This window comes from Phreatobacter aquaticus, from assembly GCF_005160265.1.
Lineage (GTDB): Bacteria > Pseudomonadota > Alphaproteobacteria > Rhizobiales > Phreatobacteraceae > Phreatobacter > Phreatobacter aquaticus.
In genome coordinates, this window is sequence record NZ_CP039865.1 from 2,483,180 (window position 1) to 2,510,099 (window position 26,920).

Genomic DNA, 26,920 nt, shown 5'->3' on the forward strand with positions numbered 1-26,920 from the left:
GCGCGGGGTAGCGTGGCGGTCAAGCCGTCGGATCAGCTCCGCCAGCGCAAGGTCATCGGCTGGATCGGGTTTTCGAAGGGCTTGCCGTCGGCCTGCGCCTTCACGAACGTGTCCTTCACCCGCATCCACCAGCGGGCCTGCGTGTCGGCATCGTTGATCAGCATCAGGTTCGGCTTGTGGATCAGCCCCTCGCGCTGCTGGATCACCACCACGCGGTCCTGGTCAAGGAAGGTCCGCATGAGGTGCTCGAAGATCGGCTTGAACGCCGACATCCAGCCGGCCGAGACCCAGAAGAACTGGTGCACTTCGGTCTCGCCCTCGTTCACCGGCGTGATCGCGGTGAGACCGGTCGCCTGATATTTCGAGCCGCGGATATTCTCGATCCGAAGGCCCGGCAGCATGTAGCTGATCTCGGTGGTCACCGGCGTGCCGAGGATCTTGTAGGCGATGTTCTGCGGCGGCAGTTCATGGCGCACCATCGACCAGCCGAGCTCCGACGGCGCGAAATGCTTCTCCTTCGGACGCAGCTTCTTCGCGCCCTTCTTGAACCACCAGGACGTGTGCACATAGGCCGCGTGCGTCGGGTCCATCAGGCCGAAGGCCGCATGGTCCATCGAGCAGTGGAACGGCAGCATGATGTGGAAGCGCGGGCCGGTGGCGACGTCGAAGTCCGGCATCAGCGGCGGCTCGGGATAGCCGGCTTCCGCCGGTGTCTCGCCGGCGCGCGGGAAGAAGATCCAGATCATCCCCTGGCGCTCGACGCAGGGGTAGGAGCCGCAGCGGATCTTGCCGAGATCCATCTGCTGGCCCTCGCGCAGCGACGGGATCTCGACGCAGGTGCCGGTCTGGTCAAAGCGCCAGCCGTGATAGCAGCATTGCACCGTCTCTCCGTCGAACTGGCCGTAGCGCAGCGGGATGCCGCGATGCGGACAGACGTCGCGGATCGCGAAGACCTCGCCGGTCTTGGAGCGGCCCATCAGGACGGGTTCGCCGACCAGCGTCTTCGCCAGCGTCTTGCCGGGCTTCAGGTCGCGGCCGGGTGCTGCCACGTACCACAGGCCCTTGATCAGTTCGGCGGTCAGACCCTGCATGATGGCTCCGTGATCTCCTGGCAGCTTCTCGCGGCCGATCATGAAAGCAAAAAGCCCGCGCCACCCCGGTGAGGGTCGCGCGGGCCGAATGTGAAAGACCTCAGATCAGATGAGGTCAGGCAGCTGCCGGCAGCGATCCCTTGGCCTTTTCGACCAGGGCCGCAAAACCTTCAGGCGACGTGATCGCGAGGTCGGAGAGAACCTTGCGGTCCACTTCGATGCCGCAATTGATCAGGCCGGCGATGAAGCGCGAATAGGTCAGGCCCTGCTCACGGACAGCGGCGTTGATGCGCTGGATCCAGAGGGCGCGGAAATTGCGCTTCTTGATGCGACGATCGCGGGTCGCGTACTGCATCGACTTGTCGACGGCAGCCTTTGCGGCGCGGATGGTGTTCTTGCGGCGACCACGAAAACCGGTGGCGGCCTTGAGGGTCTTCTTGTGCTTGGCGTGGGCGGTAACGCCCCTTTTGACGCGAGCCATGGCTGATATCCTTCAATCGTACTTGGGTTTCTTGCGGAACGGATGCGATCAGCCGTTGGGCAGGAAGTACCGCTTGACGTTGTAGCCGTCGGTTTCGAACATGGCCGTGGTGCCGCGATGGTCACGGATCTGCTTGTTCGTCCGCTTGATCATGCCGTGGCGCTTGCCGGACTGGGCGTACATCACCTTGCCGGTCGCGGAGATCTTGAAGCGCTTTTTGGCGCCCGATTTGGTCTTCATCTTGGGCATTTGGCTCTCTCATTCGTTGGCGGGACCACCATCTATTCGCAGGCTTGCGCCCGGAACGGGTCGTCCCTGAGTTGCTCGGATGAGCATTCGGGATCGCCACGGCAGCCCTAATCAGCCGGTCGATCCGAAGGGGTGGGCCTATACAGGACAATCAGCTGAAGGACAAGCGCCCGCGCGAGGCTGGTCTGATCCTCAGCGGCGGCCGGCCTTGGCCTCGGCCGGCTGTAGCACCGGAACCGGTCCGACAAGCAGGGCCAGCAGCGACGTCACCCTGCTACGATTGCCGCCATTGCCGCCGTCGCCATCGGCCGGAAGGAGCATTATCGCCGCGCCCATCTGGACGCTGGCGAAGGTCAGCCCGAGGAAGAAGGCAAGGACCGGAAAGGCGACGAGGCCGGAATTGCTCTGGGCCGCCAGTGTGCGAAGGCCGGCAAAATCGAACCAGACCATGGCGCCCACCATGGCAATGGCGAGCGCGAAGCCGATCAGCGCATTGCGCAGCAGAAACCGGACATGGGCGGGCATCAGGGCCTCCTGAACTGTCTCTCGCCGCATAGGGACGAGAACGAGCGGGGGTGACCCCTTGTGCCGCTCTGGAGAGGCGAGATCAAGCGGCCCGGCGCAGGGCAGGTGCGGGGTGGCCGCGCGGCGGGGTGGCTTGCCCGAAGCGGGCCGGCCGATCCAGAGTGCCGCCGCCACAAGGGAGGACTTCATGGCCAAGGGCTACTGGATCGCACGCGTCGATGTGAACGACACCGAATCCTACAAGAATTACGTCGCCAAGAACGGCATCGCCTTCGCCAAGTTCGGCGGCCGCTTCGTCGTGCGCGGCGGCAAGTTCGAGACGCTGGCCGGCACCAGCCGCTCGCGCAACGTCGTCATCGAGTTCCCGAGCTATGAGCAGGCACTCGCCTGCTGGCACTCGCCCGAATACCAGGCCGCCAAGGCCGAGCAGAAGGGCGGCGCCATCATGGATGCGATCTGCATCGAGGGCTACGAGGGCGTCCAGCCGGGGGCGTGAGACGCGAGCCCTCGCCGGGATCATGGGTCCCGGCGGGTGGCAGGCCGCCGCCTGGTCAGGCCGCTGACAGGCGCACCTTGAGGAAGCGCATGCTACGCTGGGCCACGGCGACGTCGATGGCGTCGAACTCGTCCTGCAAGAGCGCTGTCATGGCATCCGCGCCATGGGCGGTCGGTGCGGACTTCTTCTTGCGCAGCGCGACAGCCGCGACGTAGCAGCCGTAGCTGATATCGAGCGCCCTGAACATGACCGCGATGCGGTCGGAAGCCCCCGTCGCCAGCGTATGGAACACGAAGTTGCGGCTGAGCCCGAGCAGGGGCGCCATCAAGCTCGCGACTTCCAGCAGCCGCTTCTTCTCCAGCACCGTGTGGACAGCGCGATCGACCGTGAGCGTGCCAGCCTCGATGGCGGCGAGCAGGCGCTCGGCGCCTTTGACGTCTTCGCGACGCTGCCGCATTTCCTCGCGAAAACGACCCGTTGCGGATCTCAGGGCCTTCGCCGCAACGCCGCCGTCGACATCGATGCCGCGCTCGGTGAGGCGCCGGGCAAAGTCGTCCGAGATGACGCCCTTGAGCATGACGATGGAATCCGGCTGCAGATCGCCGCGCTTGAACAGGGCTTCGAGAATGTCGATGTCGTTGCTTCCGCGCGTGGCAAGCCGCATCATGCCGCCGTTGGAAATCTCGGCGCCCTGATTGCCGGCGACCGTCTTCAGCACCTGAGCGCTGCCGCGTTCGATCAGCACGTCGGTGACCGCTGCCGGGATGACCCGGCGCAGCGCGACGGCCTGCAGGCGCGCATCGCTCCCCTGGGCGGCAAGCGACAGCAGATCCTGTACCGCCAGCACCGGCGAACGCGCGATGATCGGGTTTGAGACCGCCTCATTGTCGTCCCAGGCGAGCCGTTGGGCAATCGCATGCGGTGTCCGGACGCTGTCGGCGAGCTGGTCCGCCAGCGCGGCCCGCGCTTGCGGTGGACCGCTGTCGAGAACGCGCTCAAGAATGTCGACGAACAGCTCTTCCTCGATCTCGGACGGACCCTCGGGGTGCGAGAGGTACATGTCCGCGACACTTCTCAGAAGTTCCAGCCGGCGTTCGGATGTCGGACCCGATGATATCTCTTTGAGAAGAGCAAGTGGCATGAGGCGATCGACCGGATTTCGAGACTACTCAGGACTGTGGGTGCGAGCCACGGCAAGGGGCGAAGAAATTGTGATCGAACTCTAGGACACCACCCGATAAGGATCAGTGAATCGGACGGCGGAGGAGCGAGCGGGCATGGCTACTCTCTCTTCACCCGTCCCCGGCCGGGGGCTGACACAATGCAGGGTTGGACTTGAAAAACGGCCGTCAGGCCCGAGATTTCGTTGAAAATGCGCACTTGCGACCAGTCCCCGCTTGCCTTTTTGTCGCACAAGCGGTTCGAGGACGTTTGATCCGGAAAGTTAATAATGCTGCACTCGCTGCTTAGGCCCGCCGGCACCCAGGGTGCCACCCCGATATACCTCGTCTCCCAGGCCGGCCTCGGCGAATTCCTGGCCCTGCCCGAACACGCGCCGCACGAGGCTTTCCTCAGGGCGGCCCAGTTCGAAGCCAAGCCAGGACGCGCCGTCTATATTCCCGGCGGCGATGGCACGATCGAAGCGGTCTATTTCGGTACCGAGGATCCGGCCGCCCGTCACCACGATCCCCTGTTCCTCGGCAAGCTGCCAGCGCAGCTGCCCTCCGGCACCTATCGTCTGGCCAATCCGCCGGATGATGCCATGCGTGCGGCGCTGGCCTTCGTCACCGCGCAGTACCGCTTTGCCCGCTACAAGAAGGTCACGCCGAAGGACGCCTCCCTCGTCGTGCCGGATGGCGTTGACGGCGAAGCGCTGAGTCAGCAGATCCACGCGATTGTCCTGGCGCGCGACCTCGTCAACACGCCGGCCAACGATCTCGGCCCGGTCGAACTCGAGGCGGCTGTGTCCGATCTCGCCCGCAACCACGGCGCCGTCATGACGACGATCGTCGGTGACGACCTGCTGCTCCGCAATTTCCCCATGATCCACGCTGTCGGCATGGGATCGCCGCGCCTGCCGCGCCTCATCGACCTCACCTGGGGCAATCCAAGCCACCCGAAGGTGACGGTTGTCGGCAAGGGCGTCTGTTTCGACACCGGAGGCCTCAACCTGAAGCCTGACGCCTCCATGCTCCTGATGAAGAAGGACATGGGAGGCGCCGCCGCCGCCATTGGCCTTGCCCACATGATCATGGCATCGAAACTGCCCGTGCGGCTCCGCCTGCTGATCGCTGCGGTTGAGAATTCGGTATCCGGCCGCGCCTTCCGTCCGGGCGATGTCTATCCCACCCGCAAGGGCATCACCGTCGAGATCGGCAATACCGACGCCGAGGGCCGGCTCGTCCTCTGCGATGCGCTGACGCTCGCCGATGACGAGGCGCCGGACCTCATGGTCGATTTCGCGACCCTGACCGGCGCTGCGCGCGTGGCGCTCGGGGCCGATCTTGCGCCGATCTATACCCACGACGATGCCCTGGCTGCCGATCTCGTCCGGCAGGGTATCCGGGTTGCCGATCCGGTCTGGCGGCTGCCGCTGTGGGCGCCCTATGTCGCGGCCCTCGACAGCCGGGTTGCCGATTTCAACAATGTCGGCACCGGCGGCTTTGCGGGCTCGATCACGGCCGCCCTGTTCCTCGACCGCTTTGTCGAGAAGGCCAAGGCCTGGGTCCATGCCGACATCTACGCCTGGGTGCCGAACGAGAAGCCCGGCCGTCCGGTCGGCGGCGAGATGCACGGCGCGCGGGCAGTCTTCGAGGTCGTCAAGGAGCGGTTCGGCGGCTGACTTGCCGCCAGCCCTGATCGTGAGCGGCTGAGGCTGCGGGAAATTTCCGCAGTCTCTCTGTCTGATGTCCCGTTGCCGCGCTCGCAACCGGCCCCTATGGTCCTGTCCCTTCGAGGAACGCACCAAGAAAAGCTCATGTCGACAGACAAAGATCCCATTCGCCGCATTCGCATGACCATCACCGACCAGGAGGCGCTCGCCTTCCACCAGGTTGGCAAGCCCGGCAAGCTGGAGGTCGTTCCAACCAAGCCCATGGCGACGCAGCGCGACCTGTCGCTGGCCTATTCGCCGGGCGTGGCGGTTCCCGTCCTCGCCATCGCCGAGGATCCGAACAAGGCGTTCGATTACACGACGCGCGGCAACATGGTGGCGGTGATCACCAATGGCACGGCGATCCTCGGCCTCGGCAATCTTGGCGCGCTCGCCTCCAAGCCGGTCATGGAAGGCAAGGCGGTGCTGTTCAAGCGCTTCGCCGACGTCGATTCCATCGATCTTGAGGTCGATACCGAGGATGCCGACAAGTTCATCGACGCGGTGCGCTATCTCGGCCCCTCTTTCGGCGGCATCAATCTCGAGGACATCAAGGCGCCCGAGTGCTTCATCATCGAGCAGCGCCTGCAGGAGCTCATGGACATTCCGGTGTTCCATGACGACCAGCATGGCACCGCGATCATCGCGGCCGCCGGCCTGATCAACGCGCTCGACATCACCGGCCGCGACATCAAGACCACCCGTCTCGTGGTCAATGGCGCCGGCGCCGCCGGCATTGCCTGCGTCGAACTTTTGAAAGCCATGGGCTTCACGCCCGACAATGTCGTGCTCTGCGATACCAAGGGCGCGATCTATCGCGGCCGCACCGAAGGCATGAACCAGTGGAAGTCGGGCCATGCGGTGGCAACCGACGCCCGCTCGCTCGCCGACGCGGTGAAGGGTGCCGACGCCTTCTTCGGCCTGTCGGTGAAGGGCGCGCTGACCAAGGAAATGGTCATGTCGATGGCGCCGAAGCCGATCATCTTCGCCATGGCCAATCCGGATCCGGAAATCACGCCTGAGGAAGTCCATGCGGTGCGCAGCGACGCGATCGTCGCCACCGGGCGTTCTGACTATCCCAACCAGGTCAACAACGTCCTCGGCTTCCCCTTCCTGTTCCGTGGCGCACTCGACGTGCGCGCCACCCAGATCAACATGGACATGAAGATCGCGGCCGCCCGCGCGCTCGCCGAACTCGCCCGCGAGGATGTGCCGGACGATGTCGCGGCTGCCTATGGCGGTGGCCGGCCGAAATATGGCCCGGAATACATCATTCCCGTGCCGTTCGATCCGCGCCTCATCTATGCCGTGCCGGCTGCGGTCGCCAAGGCGGCCATGGAGACCGGCGTTGCCCGCCGGCCGATCGTCGATCTCGAAGGCTACAAGGCCGATCTGCGCGCCCGGCTCAATCCGGTCGCCGGCGTGCTCGCCCGCATCTTTGAGCGCGCCCGCCGCTCGCCCAAGCGCATCGTCTTCGCCGAGGGCGAGGAGGAGCAGGTGATCCGCGCCGCCCAGAGCTTCGTCAACCAGGGCCTCGGCACGGCCATCCTGGTTGGCCGCGAGGACCGCGTGCGGGCGACAGCATCGGCTGCCGGCATCGAGCTAAAGGACGGCATCGAGATCGCCAATGCGCGGCTGTCCAACCGCAATGCCGACTATGCCAACCAGCTCTACGAGCGCCTGCAGCGGCAGGGCTATCTGTTCCGCGACTGCCAGCGGCTGGTCAATCTCGACCGCAACGTCTTCGCCGCCGCCATGGTGGCGGCCGGCGATGCCGATGGCATGGTCACCGGCGTCACCCGCAACTATTCGTCGGCGCTCGACGATGTGCGTCGTGTCATCGATCCCAAGCCCGGCCATCGGCTGATCGGCGCCTCCATCGTGCTGTCGCGCGGCCGCACCGTGCTGGTTGCCGATACCGCCATCACCGAGATGCCCTCGGCCCAGGAACTGGCCGAGATCGCCATCGAAGCAGCCCATGTGGCCCGCCGGCTCGGCACCGAGCCGCGGGTTGCGCTGCTGGCGTATTCAACCTTCGGCCATCCGAAGGGCGAGCGGTCCGACAAGGTGATCGAGGCCGTCCGCATCCTCGACAGCAAGCGCGTCGATTTCGAGTATGACGGCGAAATGGCCGCCGATGTCGCGCTCAACCGCGACCTGATGCAGGCCTATCCGTTCTGCCGCCTGTCGGGTCCGGCCAATGTCCTGGTCATGCCGGCGTTCCACTCGGCCTCGATCTCGACCAAGATGATGCAGGAACTGGCGGGCGCGACCGTGATTGGCCCGTTGCTGGTCGGCCTCGACAAGCCGGTGCAGATCGTGCCGCTCGGCGCCAAGGATTCCGACATCGTCAACATGGCGGCACTGGCCGCCTACAACGTCGGCGGCTGATCTTAGACGCCGATCGGGGCGGCGGCGAAGGCCGCCTCGTCGTCAGGGGCAAGGCTCGGCGAGATGGTCTGGAACCGGCGCTCGATGGCGTCGGCAATCAGAGGCGCCGTCTCCGGCGGCACCGGCCGGGAGAACACGTAGCCCTGGACGCAGTCGCAGTCGAGGTCGGCCAGGACGTCGACCTCGGCCTGCAGTTCGGCGCCTTCCGCCACGACCGACATGCCGAGACCGCGCGACAAGGCGATGATGCCGCCGAGCAGCTTGCGCTTTTCCGGCCGCGTCGAGATGCCGTCGACGAAGGAGCGATCGACCTTCAGCCGGTCGAAGGGCAGGCGGGTCAGATAGCCGAGCGAGGAATAGCCGGAACCGAAATCGTCGAGGGCGAGGCGGACCCCCAGTGCTGACAGCGCGGTGAGCGTCCGGCTGATGCGGTGTTCGGTATGATCGACGAACAGGCTCTCGGTCAGTTCAAGGCAGAGCAGGTGCGGCGGCAGGCCGGTCTCGGCCAGAACCGCCGATACCGCCGTTTCGAAATCCATGTTCCAGAACTGCGCAGGCGACACATTCACCGCGACCGAGCGCGGCTTGAAACCCTGATCGATCCAGGCGCGGGCCTGGGTGCAGGCCTCGCGCAGGATCCACAGGCCGAGATCGACGATCAGGCCGGAACTCTCGGCGATCGGGATGAATTCGTTTGGCGGGATCGGTCCGCGCTCCGGGTGGTTCCAACGCAGCAGGGCCTCGAAGCCGGTGACCTTGTGCGAAGACAGGTCCACTTGCGGTTGATAATGGGCGTGCAGCGTTCCGGCTTCCACCGCATGGCGCAGGTGGCGGGCAAGATCGAGCCGCTGTTCGACGGCCTGCGCATAGGCCGGTTCGAACACCATGGCGCGGCCTCGGCCAGCTTCCTTGGCCATGTAGAGCGCGAGGTCGGCATTGCGCATCGCCTCATCGACGGTTGTGCCGTCGATCGGCAGATGGGCGATGCCGATGGTTGCGCCGATGAAGGCCTCGCCCTCGGAGAGCTGGATCGGGCCGCACAATCGGTCGACGATGCGGGCGGCCAGCATTTCGACATCGTCTGCGCCGGTCGTCGGATCGGGCAGCACAGCGAATTCGTCGCCGCCAAGCCGGGCGATGAAAGCGTTGCGCCCAAGCTCTGCCCGCAGCAGCACACCGACCTTGGACAAGAGTTCATCGCCTGCTGCGTGGCCGAGCGAGTCATTGACCTCCTTGAACCGGTCGAGGTCCAGCAACAGCAGGGCGCCAGACGTGCCTTTGCGAAAACAGGCGTCGAGCACGGTCGCCAGTTCGCGCTTGAACAGCGCGCGGTTGGCAAGTCCGGTGAGAGGGTCGTGATAGGCGAGCTTCTCGAGTTGGCGCTGGGCCTCCTTGCGCTCGGTGATGTCCTGGACCGTGCCGATGATCCCGATGGCCTCGCCGGCAGCATCCAGCTCCGGCTCGCAGGTGAGGGCAAGATCCGCCGAGCTGCCATCAGGCCGGACGACCTGGACGTCGATGGCCTGGGTTGTCCGCGACCGGATGGCCTCGCGCTGGAGCTTGATCACTTGTTCGGCTGCCGATGCGCCGAAACAGGCCAGCACATTGGCGTGGGTCGGGTCGAACGTCGCGGCCTCGAGCCCGAACAGGGTGATGCATTCGTCAGCCAGCGTCACACGCTCGGATCCGAGGCGATAGCTCCAGGTTCCGATCTTGCCCATGCGATGGGCTTCGCGCAGTGCCGCGGTGCGCTGGTTCAGAAGCTCCTCGGCCTGGCGCAACTGGGTGATGTCGCTGGCGGTGCCGCGATAGCCGAGAAAGGCGCCATTGGCATCGAAGATGGGCTTGCCGCTGGATCGAACCGAGACGCGGCCGCCTTCCTTGGATGGGTCGAGATAGGAATAGACGAAGTCCTTGAACGGGCGGCGGGCCTCCAGGTCCTGGAAATGCTCGTCCATCTTGGCCCGGTCCTCCGGGATGATGGGCATGTCGCGCCGCGTCCTGCTCGAGAAGTTGCGGCGACCCGGGCTCCGCGTCCAATGTTCCTTGAGCGACAGGTCGACGAAACGATGCTCGGTATCGGTCTCCCAGCACCAGTCGGACGCGGTGTCGACGAAATCGGTCAGACTGGCCTGGCTTGCGGCGAGCCGTGTCAGGGCGCGTCGCTCATCGGTCACGTCCTTGACGATGCCGGAGACGCCGGTGATCACGCCGGCCGCATCGCGTTCCGCCTCCCCATAGACCGCGAAGGTGAGCACACGGTCCTCGGCGCCGCGATAATCGCCCTCGACCACATAGGGCTCGCCGGTATCCCAGCAATGGTAGTAGGCGGCCTTCAGCCGGTCCGGGGCGTCGCCCAGATAGCGGCTGCGGATTCTGGTCATCGCGACATGCGCCGAGCCTGGCTCGAGGTCATAGATCGCCACCAGTTCGGGCGACAGCCAGAGGTCGGGAGAGGTGCGCTCGATCGAGCGCCAATAGCCCATGCGGGCAATCATCAGGGCCCGGTGCAGCATATCGGCGTCGCCCGGTCCGCGCGCGACCAGGGTCTGATTAGCCTGGCGTTTGCTCCGGGTCTTTGTCATTGCCCCAATTCACCGTTCCCGAACGCACTTTGTCGGCTGGCGATTATCAACTCGTTACATTCTTGAATTATTGGCTTTCTTTCCCGAAAGGAATTGCGCGGAATGACCATGATGACACCGACCAAGCCGACAGCTGTCTTCGATATCGGACAAGTCTTGCTGCGCTGGGACCCCGTGAACAGCTTTACCCGGCTGCTCGGCGACCCTGAGCGTGCAAGGGCCGTGATGGACGAGATCGACTTCCACGGCTGGCACGCGCACCAGGATGCCGGCCGGCTGGTGGCCGACGCCGTGGCCGATCATGTCAGTCGCTTTCCCCACCATGGCGAGGTCATCAGCGCCTATTACGACAATTGGCTGGACAGCGTGCCAGGCGAGGTCCCCGGCACCCGCGCGCTGTTCGAGACATTGGCGGATCAGGGGCCGGTCTTCGGCATTTCCAACTTCTCGCGGGAAATGTTCGACCGGACCGTGCCGGCCTATCCGTTCCTCAAGCGCTTCACGGACCTGGTGCTCTCGGCCGATGTCCGCATCAACAAGCCCGATCCCCGGATCTATCGGATCCTGGCGGAGCGCAACGGCCTGACGCCGTCCAGCCTGATCTTCATCGACGACAACCCCGCCAATGTCGCGGCCGCTCAGGCCGAGGGCTGGGACGGCATCGTGTTCACCGACGCCCCTTCGCTTTCCGCCGCACTGCGCGCACGGGGGCTTGAGGTCTGAAGCCGGCATAGCCGGCGAGTGTCTCGGCCAGCCTGTCGGCATCGAGGGGTTTTGTCAGAAACCCGTCCATGCCGGCGGCAACCGCAGCCGCCCGGTCCTCGGCGAAGGCATTGGCGGTCAGCGCAATGATCGGCAGGCGCTGGCCCTCTGGCTCCCCGGCGCGGATCATCTTGGCCGCCGACAGCCCGTCGCATTCGGGCATCTGCATGTCCATCAGCACGAGATCGATCCGCTCCGCAGGGTCGAGCGCGGCTGCTGCCGCCGCGCGGCCATCGGCCTTCCAGATTGGCTCATGGCCAAGCTTCTCGATCAGCCGGCGCGCCAGCAGCGCATTGATCTCGTTGTCCTCGGCAATCAGGATCCGCCGACGCTGGTCGCCAGTCGCCGGCACCCTTGCCTCGCGCCTGGCCGGCTCTGCATCGGTGAGCGGATCGGATGTGGCGATACCGGCCTCCGTCGGGCGCATCTGCATGACGAGGGAGGCTTCCCGCACCGGCGAGACGAGCCAGCCGGAAATGCCTTGGTCTCGCCAGCGGGCGACATCGCCGCGTGCCGAGGGCGTCACCACCAGCACGATGCGGCCGGCCCGCGCCTTGAGGGCGGCGACCGTTTCGCCGATGGCTGTCTCGCCGAGCCGGTGGTCGACCAGCACGGTGTCGAAGCGGGCATCGGTGGCAATCTCGGACGGGTCCTCGAACCGGGTGACTTCGGCGCCGCGCGCCGCCAGCCTGCGCGCCAGCACGGCCTTTTCCACGCCTCGGCCGGAGACGATCGCCACCGACAGGCCATCCAGCCGCTCGGGCGTCGCCACCGCGCTGCCGGCAGCCTTCAGCGGCAGGCGGATGCGAAAGGTCGAGCCCTTGCCGAGCACGGTGTCGACCGAGAGCTCGCCGCCCATATGGCTGATGATGCGCCGCGAAATGGCAAGACCGAGACCTGTTCCGGCATGGCGGCGGGCGAATGTCGTCTCGCCCTGCTCGAATTCACTGAAGATGCGCTCGACATCATCCGGGGCGATGCCCGGGCCGGTGTCGCGGACCGCCACCATCAGGCTGTCGGCGGAGCGGTCGACGGTCAGCGCCGCGCCGCCGGCCTCGGTGAATTTCACCGCATTGCCGGCGAGGTTGAGGATCACCTGCCGGAGCCGGGTTGCATCGCCGACGAGGCGGGCCGGCACGTCCGGCGCGATCGCGGTGGCGAGATCCAGCCCCTTGCCATGGGCGCGCGGCCCCAGAAGTTCGGCAACGCCCTCGATCAGCGGCACCAGCTCGAACGGCGCTTCCTCCAGGTCCAGGCGGCCGGCCTCGATCTTGGTGAAGTCGAGGATCTCCTCGATCAGGTTGAGCAGCGCCTCGCCGGAGGTCTTCACCGCGCTGGCATAGGTCTTCTGTTCCGGCGTCAGCCTGGTGTCGATCAACAGATCGGCCATGCCCATGATGCCGTTGAGCGGCGTGCGGATCTCGTGGCTGACGGTGGCCAGAAACCGCGACTTGGCGGAGCTTGCCGCCTCGGCGCGGGCGCGCGACAGCGCCAGCTCGGCCTCCGACCCCTTGCGGTCGGTAATGTCGCGGCCGACCGACTGGATCTCGTCGAGCCGGCCGTCGGCGCCGCGCACCGCATGGTGGCGCCAGGCGATCCACCGCTCTCCCGTTGGCGTGACGACCCGTTCGTCGGCGCCATGGGAGCCGTCGGCGTCATGACGCTCCGGCGTGGTCTCCGCAACCGTATGCATCAGTTCAGTGCCAACCAGCTTGCCGGGCTGAAGCCCCAGAAGATCGGCATAGGCCTGGTTGGCATAGGTGACGAAGCCGACGCGGTCGCGCCGGACCACCAGATCGCCCAGCGAGTCGATCAGCCCGCGATGGCGCTCCTCGCTCTCGGCGAGCTCGAACACCCGGTCGGTCAGCGTCTCGACCGTTTCCTCGAGCGCTGCTGTCTTGCGGGACAGGGCGCGCCGGACCAGGGCGAGGCGGAACAGGGCAGCGAGGCCGGCGACGGCGAAGGCGGTCGCAATGCCGGCGATCAGGGCAAACGGATCCACGAGACGGCCTCTCCACGCACAGGCAACGGCGCGGCCAGCGTAAACAGACAGGGTTGATGGCTGGTTACCGGCGGCTCTCGATCAGGCGGCGGCGCGGGCCCTGTCGGTGGCGCCGCGATAGCTCAGCGCCTCGGCAAGATGCAGCCGGCCGATGGTGCTGGCGCCATCAAGATCGGCGAGCGTGCGGGCGACCTTCAGCACCCGGTGATAGCCCCGTGCGGTGAGCCGCATCGTGTCGGCGGCGTCGTGCAGCAGCGCCAGGCCGCCCTTGTCCGGCGTTGCCACCGTGTCGAGCACCGAGGGCGGCGCATGGGCGTTCAACATGGCCTTCAGCCCGAGCCCGCGATAGCGCTCGGCCTGCAGCGCGCGCGCCATGGCCACGCGCTCGCCAACCTCCCGGCTGCCCTCGGCTGGCGGCGGCAGGATCAGATCGGCTGCCGAGACCGCCGGCACCTCGATGACCAGATCCATCCGGTCGATCAGCGGGCCGGAAATCTTGGCCTGGTAATCGGCCATGCAGCGCTCGTTCGGCATGCGCTTGCAGGCATAGCCCGGTTCGGTCGCATGACCGCAGCGGCAGGGGTTCATTGCCGCGACCAGCTGGAACCGCGCGGGGAAACTGACGCGCTGGTTCGCCCTGGCAATCACCGCCTCGCCGGTCTCGATTGGCTGGCGCAGGCCGTCCAGCACCTGCGGCTGGAACTCCGGCAATTCGTCGAGGAACAGCACGCCGTGGTGGGCCAGCGACACCTCGCCGGGTCTCACCCTCAGCCCGCCGCCGATCAGGGCTGCCATCGAGGCGGAGTGATGCGGATTGCGGAAGGGCCGGCGGGTCGTCAGCTCGCCGCCCTGCAATTCGCCGGCGACCGAATGGATCATCGAGACTTCCAGCAGTTCGGCCGGCGACAAGGGCGGCAGGATCGATGGCATGCGGCTCGCCAGCATCGACTTGCCCGAGCCCGGCGGCCCGTTCATCAACAGCGCATGGCCACCGGCGGCCGCGATCTCCAGCGCCCGTTTGGCGCTTTCCTGGCCCTTGATGTCGCGGAGATCGGCAAGTGGCGCTTCCACCGTCCGGATGCCCGGCTTGGGGCGCGATAGCACCTGCGTGCCTTTGAAATGATTGGCGAGCTGGACCAGGTTGTCGGGCGCGAGCACCTCGACATCCTCGCCGGCCCATGCCGCTTCCGGGCCGCAGGCAGCCGGACAGATGATGCCGAGCCCCATCCCGTTGGCGGCCATCGCGGCGGGCAGCACACCGGCGACCGGCGTGATGCGGCCATCGAGCGCCAGTTCGCCCAGCACCATGAACCCGCCCAGCGCATCCGCCGGAATGGCGCCGATCGCCGCCATCAGGCCAAGCGCGATCGGCAAGTCGAAATGCGAGCCTTCCTTGGGCAGATCGGCGGGCGCCAGATTGACGGTGATCCGCTTGCCCGGCAGCGCCAAGCCGGACGCCACCAGCGCCGAGCGCACCCGCTCGCGCGCTTCGCTCACCGCCTTGTCCGGCAGGCCGACAATATTGAACACGACCTGGCCGGTGAGCACGTGCACCTGCACGTCGACCGGCTTGGCCTCGATGCCCTCGAATGCGACCGTCGCGACCCGCTGCACCATGGCCAACCCCCACCCGCAGGAGGGGATAGTACATGCCATGAACATGAGAACAAGTAGGGAACGAAAAGAATCTGGCGGAGCGGCGAGGGTCGCCGGCGGCGCGCGCCGCCCGCGACCCTGGATGCGCCTTAAGCCCGCTTCGCCTCGATCGCGTCCCAGACGGTGACCGCGAGATCTGGCCCGCCCAGTCGCTTGATGGCGCGGATGCCGGTCGGTGCGGTGACGTTGATCTCGGTGAGATTGCCGCCGATCACGTCGATGCCGGTGAGCAGCAGGCCGCGCTTCTTGAGTTCCGGTCCGATCGTATCGCAGATTTCCCGCTCGCGCTCGGAGAGCTGGGTCGTCTCGGCGGCACCGCCGCGCACCATGTTGGACCGGAGATCGTCGGCGGCCGGCACCCGGTTGACCGCACCGGCGAACTTGCCGTCGACCAGGATGATCCGCTTGTCGCCGTCGCGCACCGCCGGCAGATAGCGCTGGATCACCCAGGGCTCGCGGCTGGTGGCGGAGAACATGTCGAGGAACGAGCCGAAATTCTCGTCCTCGGCGCGGATGCGGAACACGCCGGCGCCGCCATGGCCGTAGAGCGGCTTCATGACGATGTCGCCCATTTCCTTCCGGAACGCGCGAATGTCGTCCGCGTCGCGGCTGATCAGTGTCGTCGGCATCAACTGCGGGAACAGCGTGACGAAGATCTTTTCCGGCGCGTTGCGGACGTGGAAGGGGTCGTTGACCACCAGGGTCTTCGGCGTCACGCGCTCCAGGAAATGGGTGGCAGTGATATAGTGCAGGTCGAAGGGCGGGTCCTGGCGCATCAGCACCACATCGAACTCGTCCACCCGCACGCGGCTGCCCGCGCCCTTGGTGAAATGATCGCCCTCGACGTCGCGCACCTGCAGAGGTGAGGCGAAGGCCGTCACCACGCCGTCGCGCATCGACAATTGGTCGGGATGATAGACCGCGACCTCGTGGCCTCGGCTCTGTGCTTCGAGCAGCAGGGCAAAGCCGCTGTCACCCTTGATCTTGATGGTCTCGATGTGGTCCATCTGGACGGCGACCTTGAGCCGCATGGGGGCATACCTTTCAGAAGTTCGCGTCGAACGCGCCCTGGATATGGCGAGGCCAGGTGCCTTTCGAAACCAGGATCAGATCATAGCGCCTATCGCCCGTCGCATGGCGAGGGTTCCTGGCGCAATAGAGATCGGCGGCCTGCGTGATGCGCCGGACCTGCGCCGGACCCAGCGCGATCTCGGCTGCGTCGGCATTCGCACGGGCTTTGACCTCGACAAATACCAGAACATTGCCGCGCGACGCGATGATGTCGATCTCGGCGCCCGGTGCACGCCAGCGCTGCGCCAGGATCCGATAGCCCTTCAGCCGCAGCATCAGGACGGCGACCGTCTCGGCGATCCGGCCGCGTCCCCAGGCGCCGGAGCGCTTCGGGTCGGCCTCCCGCGCCATCAGCCGCGGGCCTTGGCCTGAAGGTCGAGGGCGCGCTGGTAGAGGTCGCGGCGGGCAAGCCCCGTCGCCTCCGCCACCAGGCCGGCGGCATCCTTCACCGAATGGCTACCAAGCGCCTGCACCAGCATGGCATCGACATCGGCGGCTTCAGGCGGCGGCGCCTCGCCCGGCGGGCCGATGACCAGCACGATCTCGCCCTTGGGATCGGCGGCGCCTGCATAATGGGCGGCGAGTTCGCCAAGCGTGCCGCGCCGCACCTCCTCGTGGCTCTTGGTCAGTTCCCGGCAGACGGCGGCCTGACGCTCGCCAAGCTCGGCGGCGAGATCGGCCAGCGATGCGGCGAGCCTCGGGCCGCTCTCGAAGAACACCAGCGAGCCCGGCACGGTTGACAAGGTCTTCGCCCGGCTGCGACGACCAGCGGTCTTTGGCGGCAGGAACCCGTCGAAGAAGAAGGCATCGGTCGGCAGTCCCGCCGCGACCAGAGCCGCCAGCACGGCGGAGGGGCCGGGCACCGGCACCACGGGAAGGCCTGCTGCGCGCACGGCTTCCACCAGCTTGAAGCCCGGATCGGAGACCAGCGGCGTGCCGGCATCGGAGATCAGGGCCACCGCCTGTCCCGCGGCAAGCCGGGCCATCAGCTTCGGGCGCATCTCGGCTGCATTGTGCTCGTGATAGGGCACCAGCGACACGGTCATGCCGAAATGATCGACCAGTCTGCGGGAAACACGGGTGTCCTCGCAGGCCACCACATCGGCGGCGGCCATCGTCTCGATGGCGCGGATCGTCATGTCGCGCAGATTGCCGATCGGGGTCGCCACGACATGGAGGCCGGGCTCCAGCACGCGCGCCGTGAACACGGTTCCGCCGATCTGGTAGCGGCGCGAGGCAGGGGCTGCGGCAGGCGTTTCGGCAGGGGGATCGGCAAACTTGGACATGGTGGCAAACGGCTCCGGAACGGCCTTCATACACCAGCGACGCTGCGCGTGGGCGGCTGTTTCAAGAGGATCGGTCGGCGGGTGCCGACCGGCCAGGTGTTGCGCTGGCGCAACGCCGTTAACCAACCGGCGGTTTGACCTTGGCCATCCGACACGGTTAATGCGACATTGGGTACGGGCGTTCGAGGCAGTTGGAGGCCTTTCGTGAAAATCAAATTGTCCGATGGGCAACGTTTCGGTCTGATGCGGCGGACCGTCCGGAGCTGGCCTTTCGCGGGCCTTGCGGCGACTTCCCTTGCGCTGGCGCTGGCCGGCTGTTCCGGGGCCAATGTCGGTGGACCGCCGACGCCGGTTCCCGTCGGCACCGCGCCCACAGCGCAGGCCGCGCCCGGTTCAGGCACCACAATTGGCACCGGATCGGTGAAAGTGGCGCTGATCCTGCCGCTGACGGCTGGCGGTGCCGCCGGCAACACCGCGACCGTTCTGCGCAATGCCGCCGAAATGGCGGTCGCCGAATTCCAGAACCCCGACATCACCATCCTGGTCAAGGATGATGGCGGCACTGCCGCGGGCGCCCAGGCGGCCGCCCAGGCAGCCCTGCAGGAAGGCGCCGAACTGATTCTCGGGCCCCTGCTCGCCGAATCGGTGCGCGGCGCGGCTGCGGTGGCGCGCCCGGCCGGCAAGCCGATCATGGCCTATTCGACCGATACCAGCGTCGCCACCCGCGGCGTCTATCTGATGAGCTTCACGCCGCAGAACACCGTCGACCGGATCGTTCAGCACGCCGCCCAGATGGGCAAGCGCTCCTATGCGGCCTTCGTGCCCGACTCGGCCTTCGGCCAGGTCGTGCAGGGGGCTTTCCAGGAGGCGGTGAGCCGCTCGGGCGGGCGTGTCGTCGCCATCGAGAAATTCCCGCTCGATCCCGCAGGTGTCACCGCTGCCGCCGCGCGCCTGAGCGGCATTGCCGGCCAGATCGACGCGATCTTCGTGCCCGATCCCTATGATGGCGCGGCGCTGCGTGCGCTGTCGGCGGCCAATGTCGACATTCGCCGCGTGCAGGTGCTGGGCGTCGGCCCGTGGGTCGGCAATCGCGCAGCTGCCCAGGCGGCGCCGTCGGCGCTCTATGCCGCGCCTGATGAGGCCGGCTTCCAGAACTTCGCTGGCCGCTATCGCGCCCGCTTCGGCCAGGATCCGGCCCGCATCGCGTCGCTGACCTATGATTCCGTGTCGCTGGTGGCGGCACTGGTGCGCACGCAGGGCACGCAGCGCTTCTCGGAGACTGTCCTGACCAATTCGTCGGGCTTCAACGGCGTCGATGGCCTGTTCCGGTTCCGTGCCGACGGCTCGCCGCAGCGCGGCCTGGCCGTCATCCAGGCCGGTGGCCGGGTCGTCAGTCCGGCGCCGCGGACCTTTGGCGGCGGGTCCTGATCTCGCGACGATCGGCACCCTCTGGGGTTCCGCAGTCTATCGGTGTGCGGGCGTGCGAGATCACCTCTGATCTCCCACGCCCGCATCGTCTGCATGATCGCTTGTGTGGCGAGAGCCACCCAGGCCTGGATGAGGCCGCCCAAGGTCCCTCGAAGCACCAACGGTGCTCCGCTCTGGTGCGACATCGGGTGCTGCTAGGCCCGCGAACTTCGCTCCTTGGCGACTGCCGATAGCCCGATCTTTTCCACCAGAGCGGGAAACAGGCGACCCAATCGCCACGCCAGCCGGGCGCGACCGGGAAGCACGATCACCGACTTGTTTTTGTCCAGGGCGGCAAGGATGTCGTCCGCGCACTTCTCGACCGGATAGGGTGGCCCTGCCATGGCGGTGAGGAAGCGTCTGGCATCGGGGGCCCAGCCAATGCCGAGGTCACCGGGGTTCTCTGCATCGAGCAACGGTGTTTCCACAGCCGCGGGGCACACCACGCTCACCCGCACACCACGTGAGGCCGCCTCGATGCGCAAACTGGTGCTCAAGCCCACGACCGCGTGCTTGGTCAAAGCATAGGGCGTGAACAGCGGGGCCGGCCCCAGTCCTGCCAGTGAAGCTGTGTTGACGATGTGCCCGAATCCTTGCTCGAGCATGATGGGGTAGGCCGCCAGGACGCCATGGAGGACACCATAAACATTGATGTCAACGATGCGGTGCCAGCCTGAAAGAGGGATGTCATCCACCTCTCCGGCAATGCCGATGCCGGCATTGTTGAACATGTAATCGAGGCGACCGTTCTGGGTGGCAAATTCTTCGATGCTTCTTTTCATCGCGGCGGCATCGCGAACATCAAGTGAAAGGCTGCTGGCGTCGTCGCCACATTCCTTGGCCACCGCTTCCGCTGCGGCCACGTTCGTGTCTGCGACACACACTGTCGTGCCGCGCGCAGCCAATGCTTTGGCCAAGGCACGTCCGATCCCAGAACCGCCGCCCGTGACGAATGCTGTGGGCCTTGTCGTTGTCGCCATAGACGATCTCCAGATTGTCGCGCCGGGGAACTGAGGGCGTCCAGAAAGTGTGGGGCGGTTCAAGGCACTCTGCAGGATGGGGTACAGTAGACTTCAACTTCTCCTAAAGTCTGCTCCATCGTCCGCGTCGTCGACACCAGCCCGCCATTGGTTGATTTTCAGATTCGCGGACGGCCCCGTCAATGCGCCAGTCCTTCGCAGGTCCTTGCGACTTAGCCGAGCGTCAGCTTCACCGCTACGCCCGCCACCGCCATGATGCCGACCAGCGCGATCATGCCGACCTTGAAACGGAAGGCGAGGACGAAGGCCGCGACCGACAGCACCGCCGCCCATATGTCGAAGCGCTTGAAATCGACGGTCGGCAGGTGGAACGGCCCGAAGCTCGCTTCGCCGACCTGACCAAACAGCACGTGCAGGCCGAACCAGACGGCGAGATAGGCGATGACGCCGATCACCGCCGCCGTGATGCCCTGCAGCGCGCCGGCGAGCCGCCGGTTCGAGCGCAGATCCTCGACATAGGGCGCGCCGGCGAAGATCCACAGGAAGGACGGCGCGAAGGTGACCCAGGTGGTCATCAGCGCGCCGAGAATGCCGGCGAGCATCGGGCTGAACGGCTGGGGCAGCCGATAGGCCGCGAGAAAGCCGACGAACTGGGTGACGAGAATGGTCGGCCCCGGTGTTGTCTCGGCTAGCCCCAGGCCATCGGCCATTTCGGGAGCGGTCAGCCAGTGCTTCTGCTCGACCGCCGCCTGGGCCAGCCAGACCAGCAGCGCATAGGCACCCCCGAAGGTGACCACCGCCAGCTTCGAGAAGAACAGGCCGATCTCGGTCAGCACGTGGCCTTGGCCGAGCGCCAGGGCGGCGATCACCACCGGCGCCCACCAGACCAGCGTCCAGACCGCGATGGTGACGAGCGTGCGGCCGAGCCACCCCGACGCCGCAGCCGGCGCGGTGAAGCTCTCTGTGGCCGGATGGACGAACAGCGCGCCCGCCAGCGCCGCACCGGCGACGATGGCGGGGTAGGGGAGCTTGAGCACCAGGATCGCCAGGAACGAGGCGACCATCAGTCCGTAGAGCAGGGGCGTATGGCCGACGCGCTTGGCCATCTTCAGGAGCGCCTGCACGACGATCACCAGCACCGCCGCCTTGATGCCGAAGAAGATGCCCTCGACCAGCGGCACGCCCTTGGCAGCCACATAGAGCATGGTGAGGCCGAGGACGACGAGCGCGCCGGGCACCACGAACAAGAGGCCCGCCACCAGCCCGCCGCGCACCCCGTGCAAGAGCCAGCCGATATAGGTCGCCAGCTGCTGCGCCTCCGGCCCCGGCAGCAGGGTGCAATAGTTCAGCGCGTGCAGGAACCGCTTCTCGTCGAGCCATTTCTTCTCGTCGACGATGATCGTGTGCAGCATGGCGATCTGGCCTGCCGCGCCGCCGAATGAAAACAGGCCGACCTTGATCCAGACCGCAAGGGCCTCGGAGAACGGGACCGCTGGAAAAGGAGTGGCGGTTTCGGAGGTGACGGTGGTCATGCGGGGGTGATCCTGCGCCGGCGCTCGTCGTGAGGCCGACCAAGGCCATAAAGCCCATCCCCATGCACAAATCCATGACGGGCGTGATCGCCATTGCCGGGCGAAGGCCGCATGCCAATGACAGCCCCGATCTCGGAAAGAGCCCTCAGCCCATAAGCCCAAGAGATAGCTGCCTCGCGCATGGGTTGCCGCCGCACGGCTCCCATGTCGAGGGCTCCCGCCGCTCACCGATCAAATCGGTTAGAATGCCGTCATGTCGCCCTCCGGACATCAACCTTGACCAGTCCCAGCCCATCCGCTCCCGCGCAGCCATCGGCGGAGGTGGCGCAGCGCATGCGCCTCAAGGGCATCGGGCTGATGTGCATCGCGCTCGCCTGCTTCGCCTGCCTCGACACGCTGGGCAAATGGCTCGGCACGTCCATGAACCCGATGCAGGTGGTCTGGACCCGCTACACTGCGGCTCTGGTCTTCGTGCTGATCATCTTCAACCCGCTGCGCGACCCGAAGGTGCTGGTCACCAAGCGGCCCTGGCTGCAGGCTGTGCGTTCGGCGCTGCTGTTCCTGTCGACGGCGCTGAATTTCTTCGCGCTTCAATATCTCCAGCTCGACCAGACCGTCTCGATCATGTTCGCCAATCCGTTCATCGTGGCGATCATATCCGGCCCGCTGCTCGGCGAATGGATTGGCCCGCGCCGCTGGATGGCGGTTGTCGTCGGCTTCATCGGCGTGCTGGTGGTCACCCAGCCCTGGAGCGGCAACATGCACTGGGCCATGGGCCTGACCCTTCTCGGCACCACCTGCTACGCGGTCTACAACATCCTCACCCGCATGCTCGCCGGTCACGATTCCGCCGGCACCACGTCCATCTATTCGGTCGCCTTCGGCGCCATCGTCGCAACCGCTCTCGTGCCCGGCTACTGGACCACGCCGGACAGCTGGTCCGTGGTGGCCGCCATGGTGGCGATCGGCGCGCTCGGCGCCTTCGGCCATTGGGTGCTGATCATCGCGCACGGCTATGCGCCGGCCGGCATTCTCGCGCCCTTCATCTATGGCCAGATCATCTGGATGATCGGTCTGGGCTGGGCGGTCTTCGGCCAGGTTCCTGCCGTCAACACGCTGGTCGGCGCCGGCATTGTCATCGCCTCCGGCCTCTATCTCCTGTTCCGCGAACGGACCATCCGCGGCGGCTGAGCCGGCCAGATTGTCGCATCCGTAAAGTGCCGCATGAACGCCCTTGACGCTGGGGCCCGCTATCCTCCAGCTTGTCGCAAGCTTGAGTTCATCCAGCGGGAGTACCTGTCATGCGGGCGGAACCGGGCCAGGGGGCCGATCTCTACCTCGTTGATGACGATCCATCCGTTCGTGACGCGCTGGGGCTTGTGTTCGAACAGGCCGGTTTCCGCGTCTCCGGCTTTGCTGACGGGCCGGGCCTGCTCCAGGCCCTGCAGCACCGTTCCGCAGACATCCTGCTGGTCGATGTCCAATTGCCGGGCCCGAGTGGCCTCGACGTGCTGCGCCATCTCCATGCCCGCAAGTTTCCGGGGCCCATCATCCTCATGTCCGGCCATGCCGACATCCCCATGGCTGTGGAGGCGATCAAGGCCGGAGCCACCGACATCATCGAGAAGCCGTTCAATCTCGACCGGCTGGTCGCCCAGATCACCAATGCGCTGGCCAATCATTCGCGCCGCCGCGCCGAGCGTGCCGACCCCGTGGCAGCCCTCGGGCCGGAAGGCGCGAGCCTGCTGACCCCGCGCGAGCGCGACGTGCTGCAGGAACTGGTGCGCGGCGCCTCCAACAAGGAGGCTGGCCGCAGCCTCGGCATCAGCCCACGCACCATCGAGGTCCACCGCGCCCGCATCATGGAAAAACTCGGCGCGCGCAATGCCGCCGATCTGGTGCGCGTCATCTACGACGAACAGCGCACCGGCTTCAGCTGAACGGCGCTGGGGAAAGGTCCGGTCCGTCCGGCCTTTCGGCTTGATAGACCGGCAGTCCCGGATCATCCTCAAGCATATGAACGAGCCAGCCGGATATCGGGTCCGCTCGTGGGCAAGGCATGCGCATTCCCGCGAACCGGAGGCTGGTCATGCCGGACGAACCGCAGCTCTATGCCCGCTATCGCGGCCATATTCTTGAGATCGTCACCGACCGCCTGACCTTGCGCCTGGATACCGGCGATCTCGTTGCCATCGAGGACTACCTGAAGGTCTTGCTTGCCGATGCGCGCGAACTCCGCATCATGACGCTGGATGAAGCGCCGTTCGTCCTGCAACGCTATCGGATCGCCCCGCCGCTCGCCTGCGCCGCCTGAGCGGAACGTTTGGCGCTCACCGGCCGTTCATCCTTGCCATGGCATGTCCTGTCGCGCCCGGCGATGCTATACCGCATCGCACCCTTATCCTTGTCGTCGCAAAGGTCAGAGTTCCTGATGTTCCCGAAACCTTCCGCCGAACTGACGCCGAACACCGCAGCCTATGAACTGCTGCCCATGGTGAAGCCCACCGGCTTTCGCGAATATGACGCGCGCTGGTTCTTCGGCAAGGAACTGAACCTGATGGGCGTCCAGGCCGTCGGCATGGGCCTCGGCACGCTGATCGGCCGCATGGGCGTCAAGCGCGAGATCGTCGTCGGCCACGACTACCGGTCCTATTCTCAGTCGATCAAGCTCGCCCTGATCACCGGCCTGATGGCCGCCGGCTGCAAGGTGCGCGACATCGGGCTCTGCATGTCGCCCATGGCCTATTTCGCCCAGTTCGAACTCGACGTGCCCTGCGTCGCCATGGTCACCGCCAGCCATAACGACAATGGCTGGACCGGCGTGAAGATGGGCGCCCAGCGTCCGGTTACCTTCGGCCCCGACGAGATGACCGCGCTGAAGAAGATCGTGCTGGAGGCCGATTTCGACCTCATCGGCGACGGCTCCTATCTCTACATTGAGGACTTCGCCGCCCGTTACATCCGCGATCTCACCGACAGGCCGAAGATCACCCGCAAGCTCAAGGTCATCGCGGCCTGCGGCAACGGCACGGCGGGCGCGTTTGCGCCGCAGATCCTGGAAAAGCTCGGCTGCGAAGTCATCCCGATGGATGTCGAGCTCGACTACACGTTCCCGCGCTACAATCCGAACCCCGAGGACATGAAGATGCTTCATGCCATGGCGGATGCGGTGAAGCATCACGGCGCCGATGTGGCGCTCGGCTTCGATGGCGACGGCGACCGTTGCGGCGTGGTCGACAATCACGGCGAGGAGATCTTCGCCGACAAGATCGGCGTGATGCTCGCCCGTGACCTCACCAAGGTCCACGGCCCCTCGCAATTCGTCGTCGATGTGAAGTCGACCGGCCTGTTCCACTCCGATCCGGAGCTGCAGCGCCTCGGCGCCAAGACCGACTATTGGAAGACCGGCCATTCCTACATCAAGCGGCGGGTGCGCGACCTGAACGCGCTGGCGGGTTTCGAGAAGTCGGGCCACTTCTTCTTCAACGCGCCCGTCGGCCGCGGCTATGACGACGGTGTCGTCACCGCCATCGCCGTCATCGACATGCTCGACCGCAATCCGGACAAGTCGATGGCCGATCTCTACGCGGCTGTGCCGAAGACCTGGGGCTCGCCCACCATGGCGCCGAAATGCGCCGACGAGATCAAGTACGAGGTGGTCGATCGCGTCATCAAGCGGTTCGAGGACATGAAGGCGAAGGGCGAGACCGTCGCCGGTCAGCCGATCGTCGATCTCGTCACCGTCAACGGCGTGCGCATCACCGCGCCTGACGGCACCTGGGGCCTGGTGCGCGCCTCCTCCAACAAGCCGGAACTGGTCGTCGTGGTGGAGAGCCCGGTGGCGGAAGCCCGCATGCGGGAGATGTTCCACGCGGTCGACGCGGTGATCCGCGAGAACCCGGAAGTCGGCGCCTACAACCAGACGATCTGACGTCGAGTCGGCAGGCGAGGCGTGGCCTCGCCTGCCGACCTCACCTTCCGTAAGATTTAGTCCCGTGCCGGTCCTCTAAATTTACCTGCCGTTAACCATGGCGATGCGAGCGTTGTCTCAATCGCCAACAGGGGGCAGGCGCCATGACCGACACGACATCCGACGACATGCCGAGGAAGGGTGTCCTCAAGGCTGCCGAACTCGAGACCCTGCGCACCATCACATCGGGCATCGCCTCGTTCGGCGCCGCCGTGCGCAACAGCACCCTCTCGAACGAAGAGAAGTCGCGGGTTCTCGCCCGCCTCGCCGAAGCCTCCGGCTCGATGATGGACGCCACCACCACCTATCTCGCCGGTGCGCGCGCCAGCCGGGTTCCCGAGCCGATGTCGCTCTCCATGGCCCATTGAGGCTGGTGGCCGCGTCGCCTTGGCGCGGCGCCTCCGTCACCGTTCCGTTGCATCATCGTCATTGCCGTGTCCGATCCGTGTAAGACCACGGTCGTCATGGACGGGGTCTGCCGAATCGGCAGCCCGGCACGGCGGAGAGAGCGACGATGAATGCGCCCCAGGCTCGAGGCGGCAACGCCTTCATCAAGCAATGGAACCCTGCCGCCTGGGCCGATCACGGCCGCAGGATCATCCCGATCGTGCGCGCCTATGGCGGCATCCGCCCGCGCGCCGCGCGGGTCGCCGAACCCCGCTCGCTTGGCCGCATCGGCTCGCTGGAAGTCCGCCTTGCCGCCAATGCAACGGAAGTCCGCCGCGCCCAGCGCTTGCGCTTCCACGTCTTCTACGAAGAGATGCGGGCGATCGCCGACGGCCCCTCCAGGCTTGCCCGCCGCGACATCGACGCCTTTGACGCGATCTGCGACCATCTCGTGGTCGTCGACCACGACCTGATCGAGCGGCCGCGCTTCGGTCCGCCGCGCCCGGCCATTGTCGGCACCTACCGCCTGCTGCGCCAGGAGATCGCCGATCGCCATGGCGGCTTCTACACCGCCTCCGAATTCGACATTTCCGGCCTGCTCGCCCGCCACAAGGGCCGCCGTTTCCTGGAGCTCGGGCGCTCCTGCGTGCTGCCGGCCTATCGCACCAAGCGCACCGTGGAACTGCTGTGGCAGGGCATCTGGAGCTATGTGCTCACCCACCGCATCGACGTGATGTTCGGCTGCGCCAGCCTGGAGGGCACCGATCCGAAGGCGCTCTCGATGGAACTGTCCTTCCTCAGCCACTGTGCCAAGGCGCCGGCCGAATGGGCCGCCGGTCCGCTGCCGGCCCGGCATGTGCCGATGGACCGCCTGTCAAAGGACGCCATCGACATGAAGCGGACGCTTCATGTCCTGCCGCCGCTGATCAAGGGCTATCTGCGCCTCGGCGCCTATATCGGCAACGGCGCGGTGGTCGACCACCAGTTCGGCACCACCGACGTGCTGGTGGTGCTGCCGGTCGAGGCGATCCACCCGCGCTATGTCGAGCATTTCGGCGGCGGCGCCGAACGCCAGGCGGCGTGAGGGGGTAGGGGCTCGCGCCTGTCACCCCACCCC

General features: G+C 66.3%; 24 protein-coding genes. 11 read left to right on the plus strand and 13 right to left on the minus strand.

Annotated features, from left to right (window positions below):
* Positions 1-32: 32 nt before the first annotated feature.
* The 4 genes from E8L99_RS11610 to E8L99_RS11625 all read right to left on the minus strand — a co-directional run bounded on the left by E8L99_RS11610 (position 33) and on the right by E8L99_RS11625 (position 2,346).
* On the minus strand, positions 33-1,091 hold the full coding sequence (locus E8L99_RS11610) for an aromatic ring-hydroxylating oxygenase subunit alpha (protein WP_137099683.1): 1,059 nt from the start codon (positions 1,089-1,091) through the stop codon (positions 33-35).
* Positions 1,092-1,206: 115 nt separating this feature from the next.
* The gene (gene rplT / locus E8L99_RS11615; RefSeq protein ID WP_137099684.1) at positions 1,207-1,572 is read right to left on the minus strand and encodes a 50S ribosomal protein L20; all 366 of its coding nucleotides are present in this window, start codon (positions 1,570-1,572) and stop codon (positions 1,207-1,209) included.
* A 48-nt stretch (positions 1,573-1,620) separates the two neighbouring features.
* Positions 1,621-1,821 (minus strand): 50S ribosomal protein L35, encoded by a 201-nt coding sequence (gene rpmI / locus E8L99_RS11620; RefSeq protein WP_137099685.1) that lies wholly within the window; start codon positions 1,819-1,821, stop codon positions 1,621-1,623.
* A 192-nt stretch (positions 1,822-2,013) separates the two neighbouring features.
* Positions 2,014-2,346 (minus strand): hypothetical protein, encoded by a 333-nt coding sequence (locus E8L99_RS11625; RefSeq protein WP_137099686.1) that lies wholly within the window; start codon positions 2,344-2,346, stop codon positions 2,014-2,016.
* 187 nt (positions 2,347-2,533) lie between these two features.
* Here E8L99_RS11625 and E8L99_RS11630 point away from each other — a divergent pair, with 187 nt between their 5' ends.
* On the plus strand, positions 2,534-2,842 hold the full coding sequence (locus E8L99_RS11630) for a DUF1330 domain-containing protein (RefSeq protein WP_137099687.1): 309 nt from the start codon (positions 2,534-2,536) through the stop codon (positions 2,840-2,842).
* Between the two features lie 55 nt (positions 2,843-2,897).
* Here the strand turns inward: E8L99_RS11630 and E8L99_RS11635 are convergent, their stop codons facing one another.
* Positions 2,898-3,902 carry a DUF2336 domain-containing protein gene (locus tag E8L99_RS11635; RefSeq protein ID WP_168201654.1) on the minus strand — a complete coding sequence of 335 codons (1,005 nt, stop codon included), beginning with the start codon at positions 3,900-3,902 and terminating at the stop codon, positions 2,898-2,900.
* A 393-nt stretch (positions 3,903-4,295) separates the two neighbouring features.
* Between E8L99_RS11635 and E8L99_RS11640 the strand changes: the two genes are divergently transcribed.
* Together E8L99_RS11640 and E8L99_RS11645 are read left to right on the plus strand one after the other, a co-directional pair.
* Positions 4,296-5,684: a leucyl aminopeptidase family protein gene (locus tag E8L99_RS11640; protein ID WP_391527490.1), complete on the plus strand. Its 1,389-nt coding sequence runs from the start codon at positions 4,296-4,298 to the stop codon at positions 5,682-5,684.
* Positions 5,685-5,819: 135 nt separating this feature from the next.
* Positions 5,820-8,105: an NADP-dependent malic enzyme gene (locus E8L99_RS11645; RefSeq protein ID WP_137099690.1), complete on the plus strand. Its 2,286-nt coding sequence runs from the start codon at positions 5,820-5,822 to the stop codon at positions 8,103-8,105.
* A gap of 2 nt (positions 8,106-8,107) precedes the next feature.
* Here the strand turns inward: E8L99_RS11645 and E8L99_RS11650 are convergent, their stop codons facing one another.
* Positions 8,108-10,690, minus strand: coding sequence for a putative bifunctional diguanylate cyclase/phosphodiesterase (locus E8L99_RS11650; protein ID WP_252511089.1), 2,583 nt, complete (start codon positions 10,688-10,690; stop codon positions 8,108-8,110).
* 102 nt (positions 10,691-10,792) lie between these two features.
* On the opposite strand from E8L99_RS11650, the gene E8L99_RS11655 reads away from it, so the two are divergent.
* Positions 10,793-11,413: an HAD family hydrolase gene (locus E8L99_RS11655; protein ID WP_137099691.1), complete on the plus strand. Its 621-nt coding sequence runs from the start codon at positions 10,793-10,795 to the stop codon at positions 11,411-11,413.
* On the opposite strand, the gene E8L99_RS11660 is transcribed toward E8L99_RS11655, so the two are convergent.
* The 5 genes from E8L99_RS11660 to rsmI form a co-directional block, all read right to left on the minus strand.
* Positions 11,358-13,454, minus strand: coding sequence for an ATP-binding protein (locus tag E8L99_RS11660; protein ID WP_137099692.1), 2,097 nt, complete (start codon positions 13,452-13,454; stop codon positions 11,358-11,360). The two genes, E8L99_RS11655 and E8L99_RS11660, sit on opposite strands and share 56 nt — an antisense overlap.
* Positions 13,455-13,535: 81 nt before the next feature.
* Entirely contained in the window at positions 13,536-15,071 is a 1,536-nt protein-coding gene (locus tag E8L99_RS11665) for a YifB family Mg chelatase-like AAA ATPase (protein ID WP_137099693.1), read from the minus strand.
* A 128-nt stretch (positions 15,072-15,199) separates the two neighbouring features.
* The gene (gene gshB, locus E8L99_RS11670) at positions 15,200-16,141 is read right to left on the minus strand and encodes a glutathione synthase (RefSeq protein ID WP_137099694.1); all 942 of its coding nucleotides are present in this window, start codon (positions 16,139-16,141) and stop codon (positions 15,200-15,202) included.
* Between the two features lie 13 nt (positions 16,142-16,154).
* Positions 16,155-16,532, minus strand: a complete 378-nt coding sequence (locus E8L99_RS11675) for a YraN family protein (RefSeq protein ID WP_137099695.1) — start codon at positions 16,530-16,532, stop codon at positions 16,155-16,157.
* Complete coding sequence (gene rsmI, locus E8L99_RS11680) at positions 16,532-17,467, minus strand: 16S rRNA (cytidine(1402)-2'-O)-methyltransferase (protein ID WP_137099696.1); 936 nt, start codon at positions 17,465-17,467, stop codon at positions 16,532-16,534. The genes E8L99_RS11675 and rsmI overlap by 1 nt, the downstream gene beginning before the upstream one ends.
* A 204-nt stretch (positions 17,468-17,671) precedes the next feature.
* Between rsmI and E8L99_RS11685 the strand changes: the two genes are divergently transcribed.
* On the plus strand, positions 17,672-18,895 hold the full coding sequence (locus E8L99_RS11685; protein WP_252511090.1) for a penicillin-binding protein activator: 1,224 nt from the start codon (positions 17,672-17,674) through the stop codon (positions 18,893-18,895).
* A gap of 194 nt (positions 18,896-19,089) precedes the next feature.
* Here the strand turns inward: E8L99_RS11685 and E8L99_RS11690 are convergent, their stop codons facing one another.
* Together E8L99_RS11690 and chrA are read right to left on the minus strand one after the other, a co-directional pair.
* A complete protein-coding gene (locus tag E8L99_RS11690; RefSeq protein WP_137099697.1) occupies positions 19,090-19,914 on the minus strand; it encodes an SDR family NAD(P)-dependent oxidoreductase in 825 nt (274 codons plus the stop codon).
* A 212-nt stretch (positions 19,915-20,126) separates the two neighbouring features.
* A complete protein-coding gene (chrA, locus tag E8L99_RS11695) occupies positions 20,127-21,446 on the minus strand; it encodes a chromate efflux transporter (RefSeq protein WP_137099698.1) in 1,320 nt (439 codons plus the stop codon).
* 276 nt (positions 21,447-21,722) lie between these two features.
* Between chrA and E8L99_RS11700 the strand changes: the two genes are divergently transcribed.
* From E8L99_RS11700 to E8L99_RS11725, 6 genes are all read left to right on the plus strand, one after another.
* Positions 21,723-22,637, plus strand: coding sequence for a DMT family transporter (locus tag E8L99_RS11700; protein WP_252511091.1), 915 nt, complete (start codon positions 21,723-21,725; stop codon positions 22,635-22,637).
* A 110-nt stretch (positions 22,638-22,747) separates the two neighbouring features.
* Positions 22,748-23,386, plus strand: a complete 639-nt coding sequence (locus tag E8L99_RS11705; RefSeq protein ID WP_137099700.1) for a response regulator transcription factor — start codon at positions 22,748-22,750, stop codon at positions 23,384-23,386.
* A 149-nt stretch (positions 23,387-23,535) separates the two neighbouring features.
* Positions 23,536-23,760, plus strand: coding sequence for a hypothetical protein (locus tag E8L99_RS11710; protein WP_137099701.1), 225 nt, complete (start codon positions 23,536-23,538; stop codon positions 23,758-23,760).
* A gap of 117 nt (positions 23,761-23,877) precedes the next feature.
* Positions 23,878-25,377, plus strand: coding sequence for a phosphomannomutase/phosphoglucomutase (locus E8L99_RS11715; RefSeq protein WP_137099702.1), 1,500 nt, complete (start codon positions 23,878-23,880; stop codon positions 25,375-25,377).
* Positions 25,378-25,520: 143 nt separating this feature from the next.
* A complete protein-coding gene (locus E8L99_RS11720; RefSeq protein WP_137099703.1) occupies positions 25,521-25,784 on the plus strand; it encodes a hypothetical protein in 264 nt (87 codons plus the stop codon).
* Positions 25,785-25,930: 146 nt separating this feature from the next.
* Positions 25,931-26,887 carry a GNAT family N-acetyltransferase gene (locus tag E8L99_RS11725; protein WP_137099704.1) on the plus strand — a complete coding sequence of 319 codons (957 nt, stop codon included), beginning with the start codon at positions 25,931-25,933 and terminating at the stop codon, positions 26,885-26,887.
* Positions 26,888-26,920 lie beyond the last annotated feature (33 nt).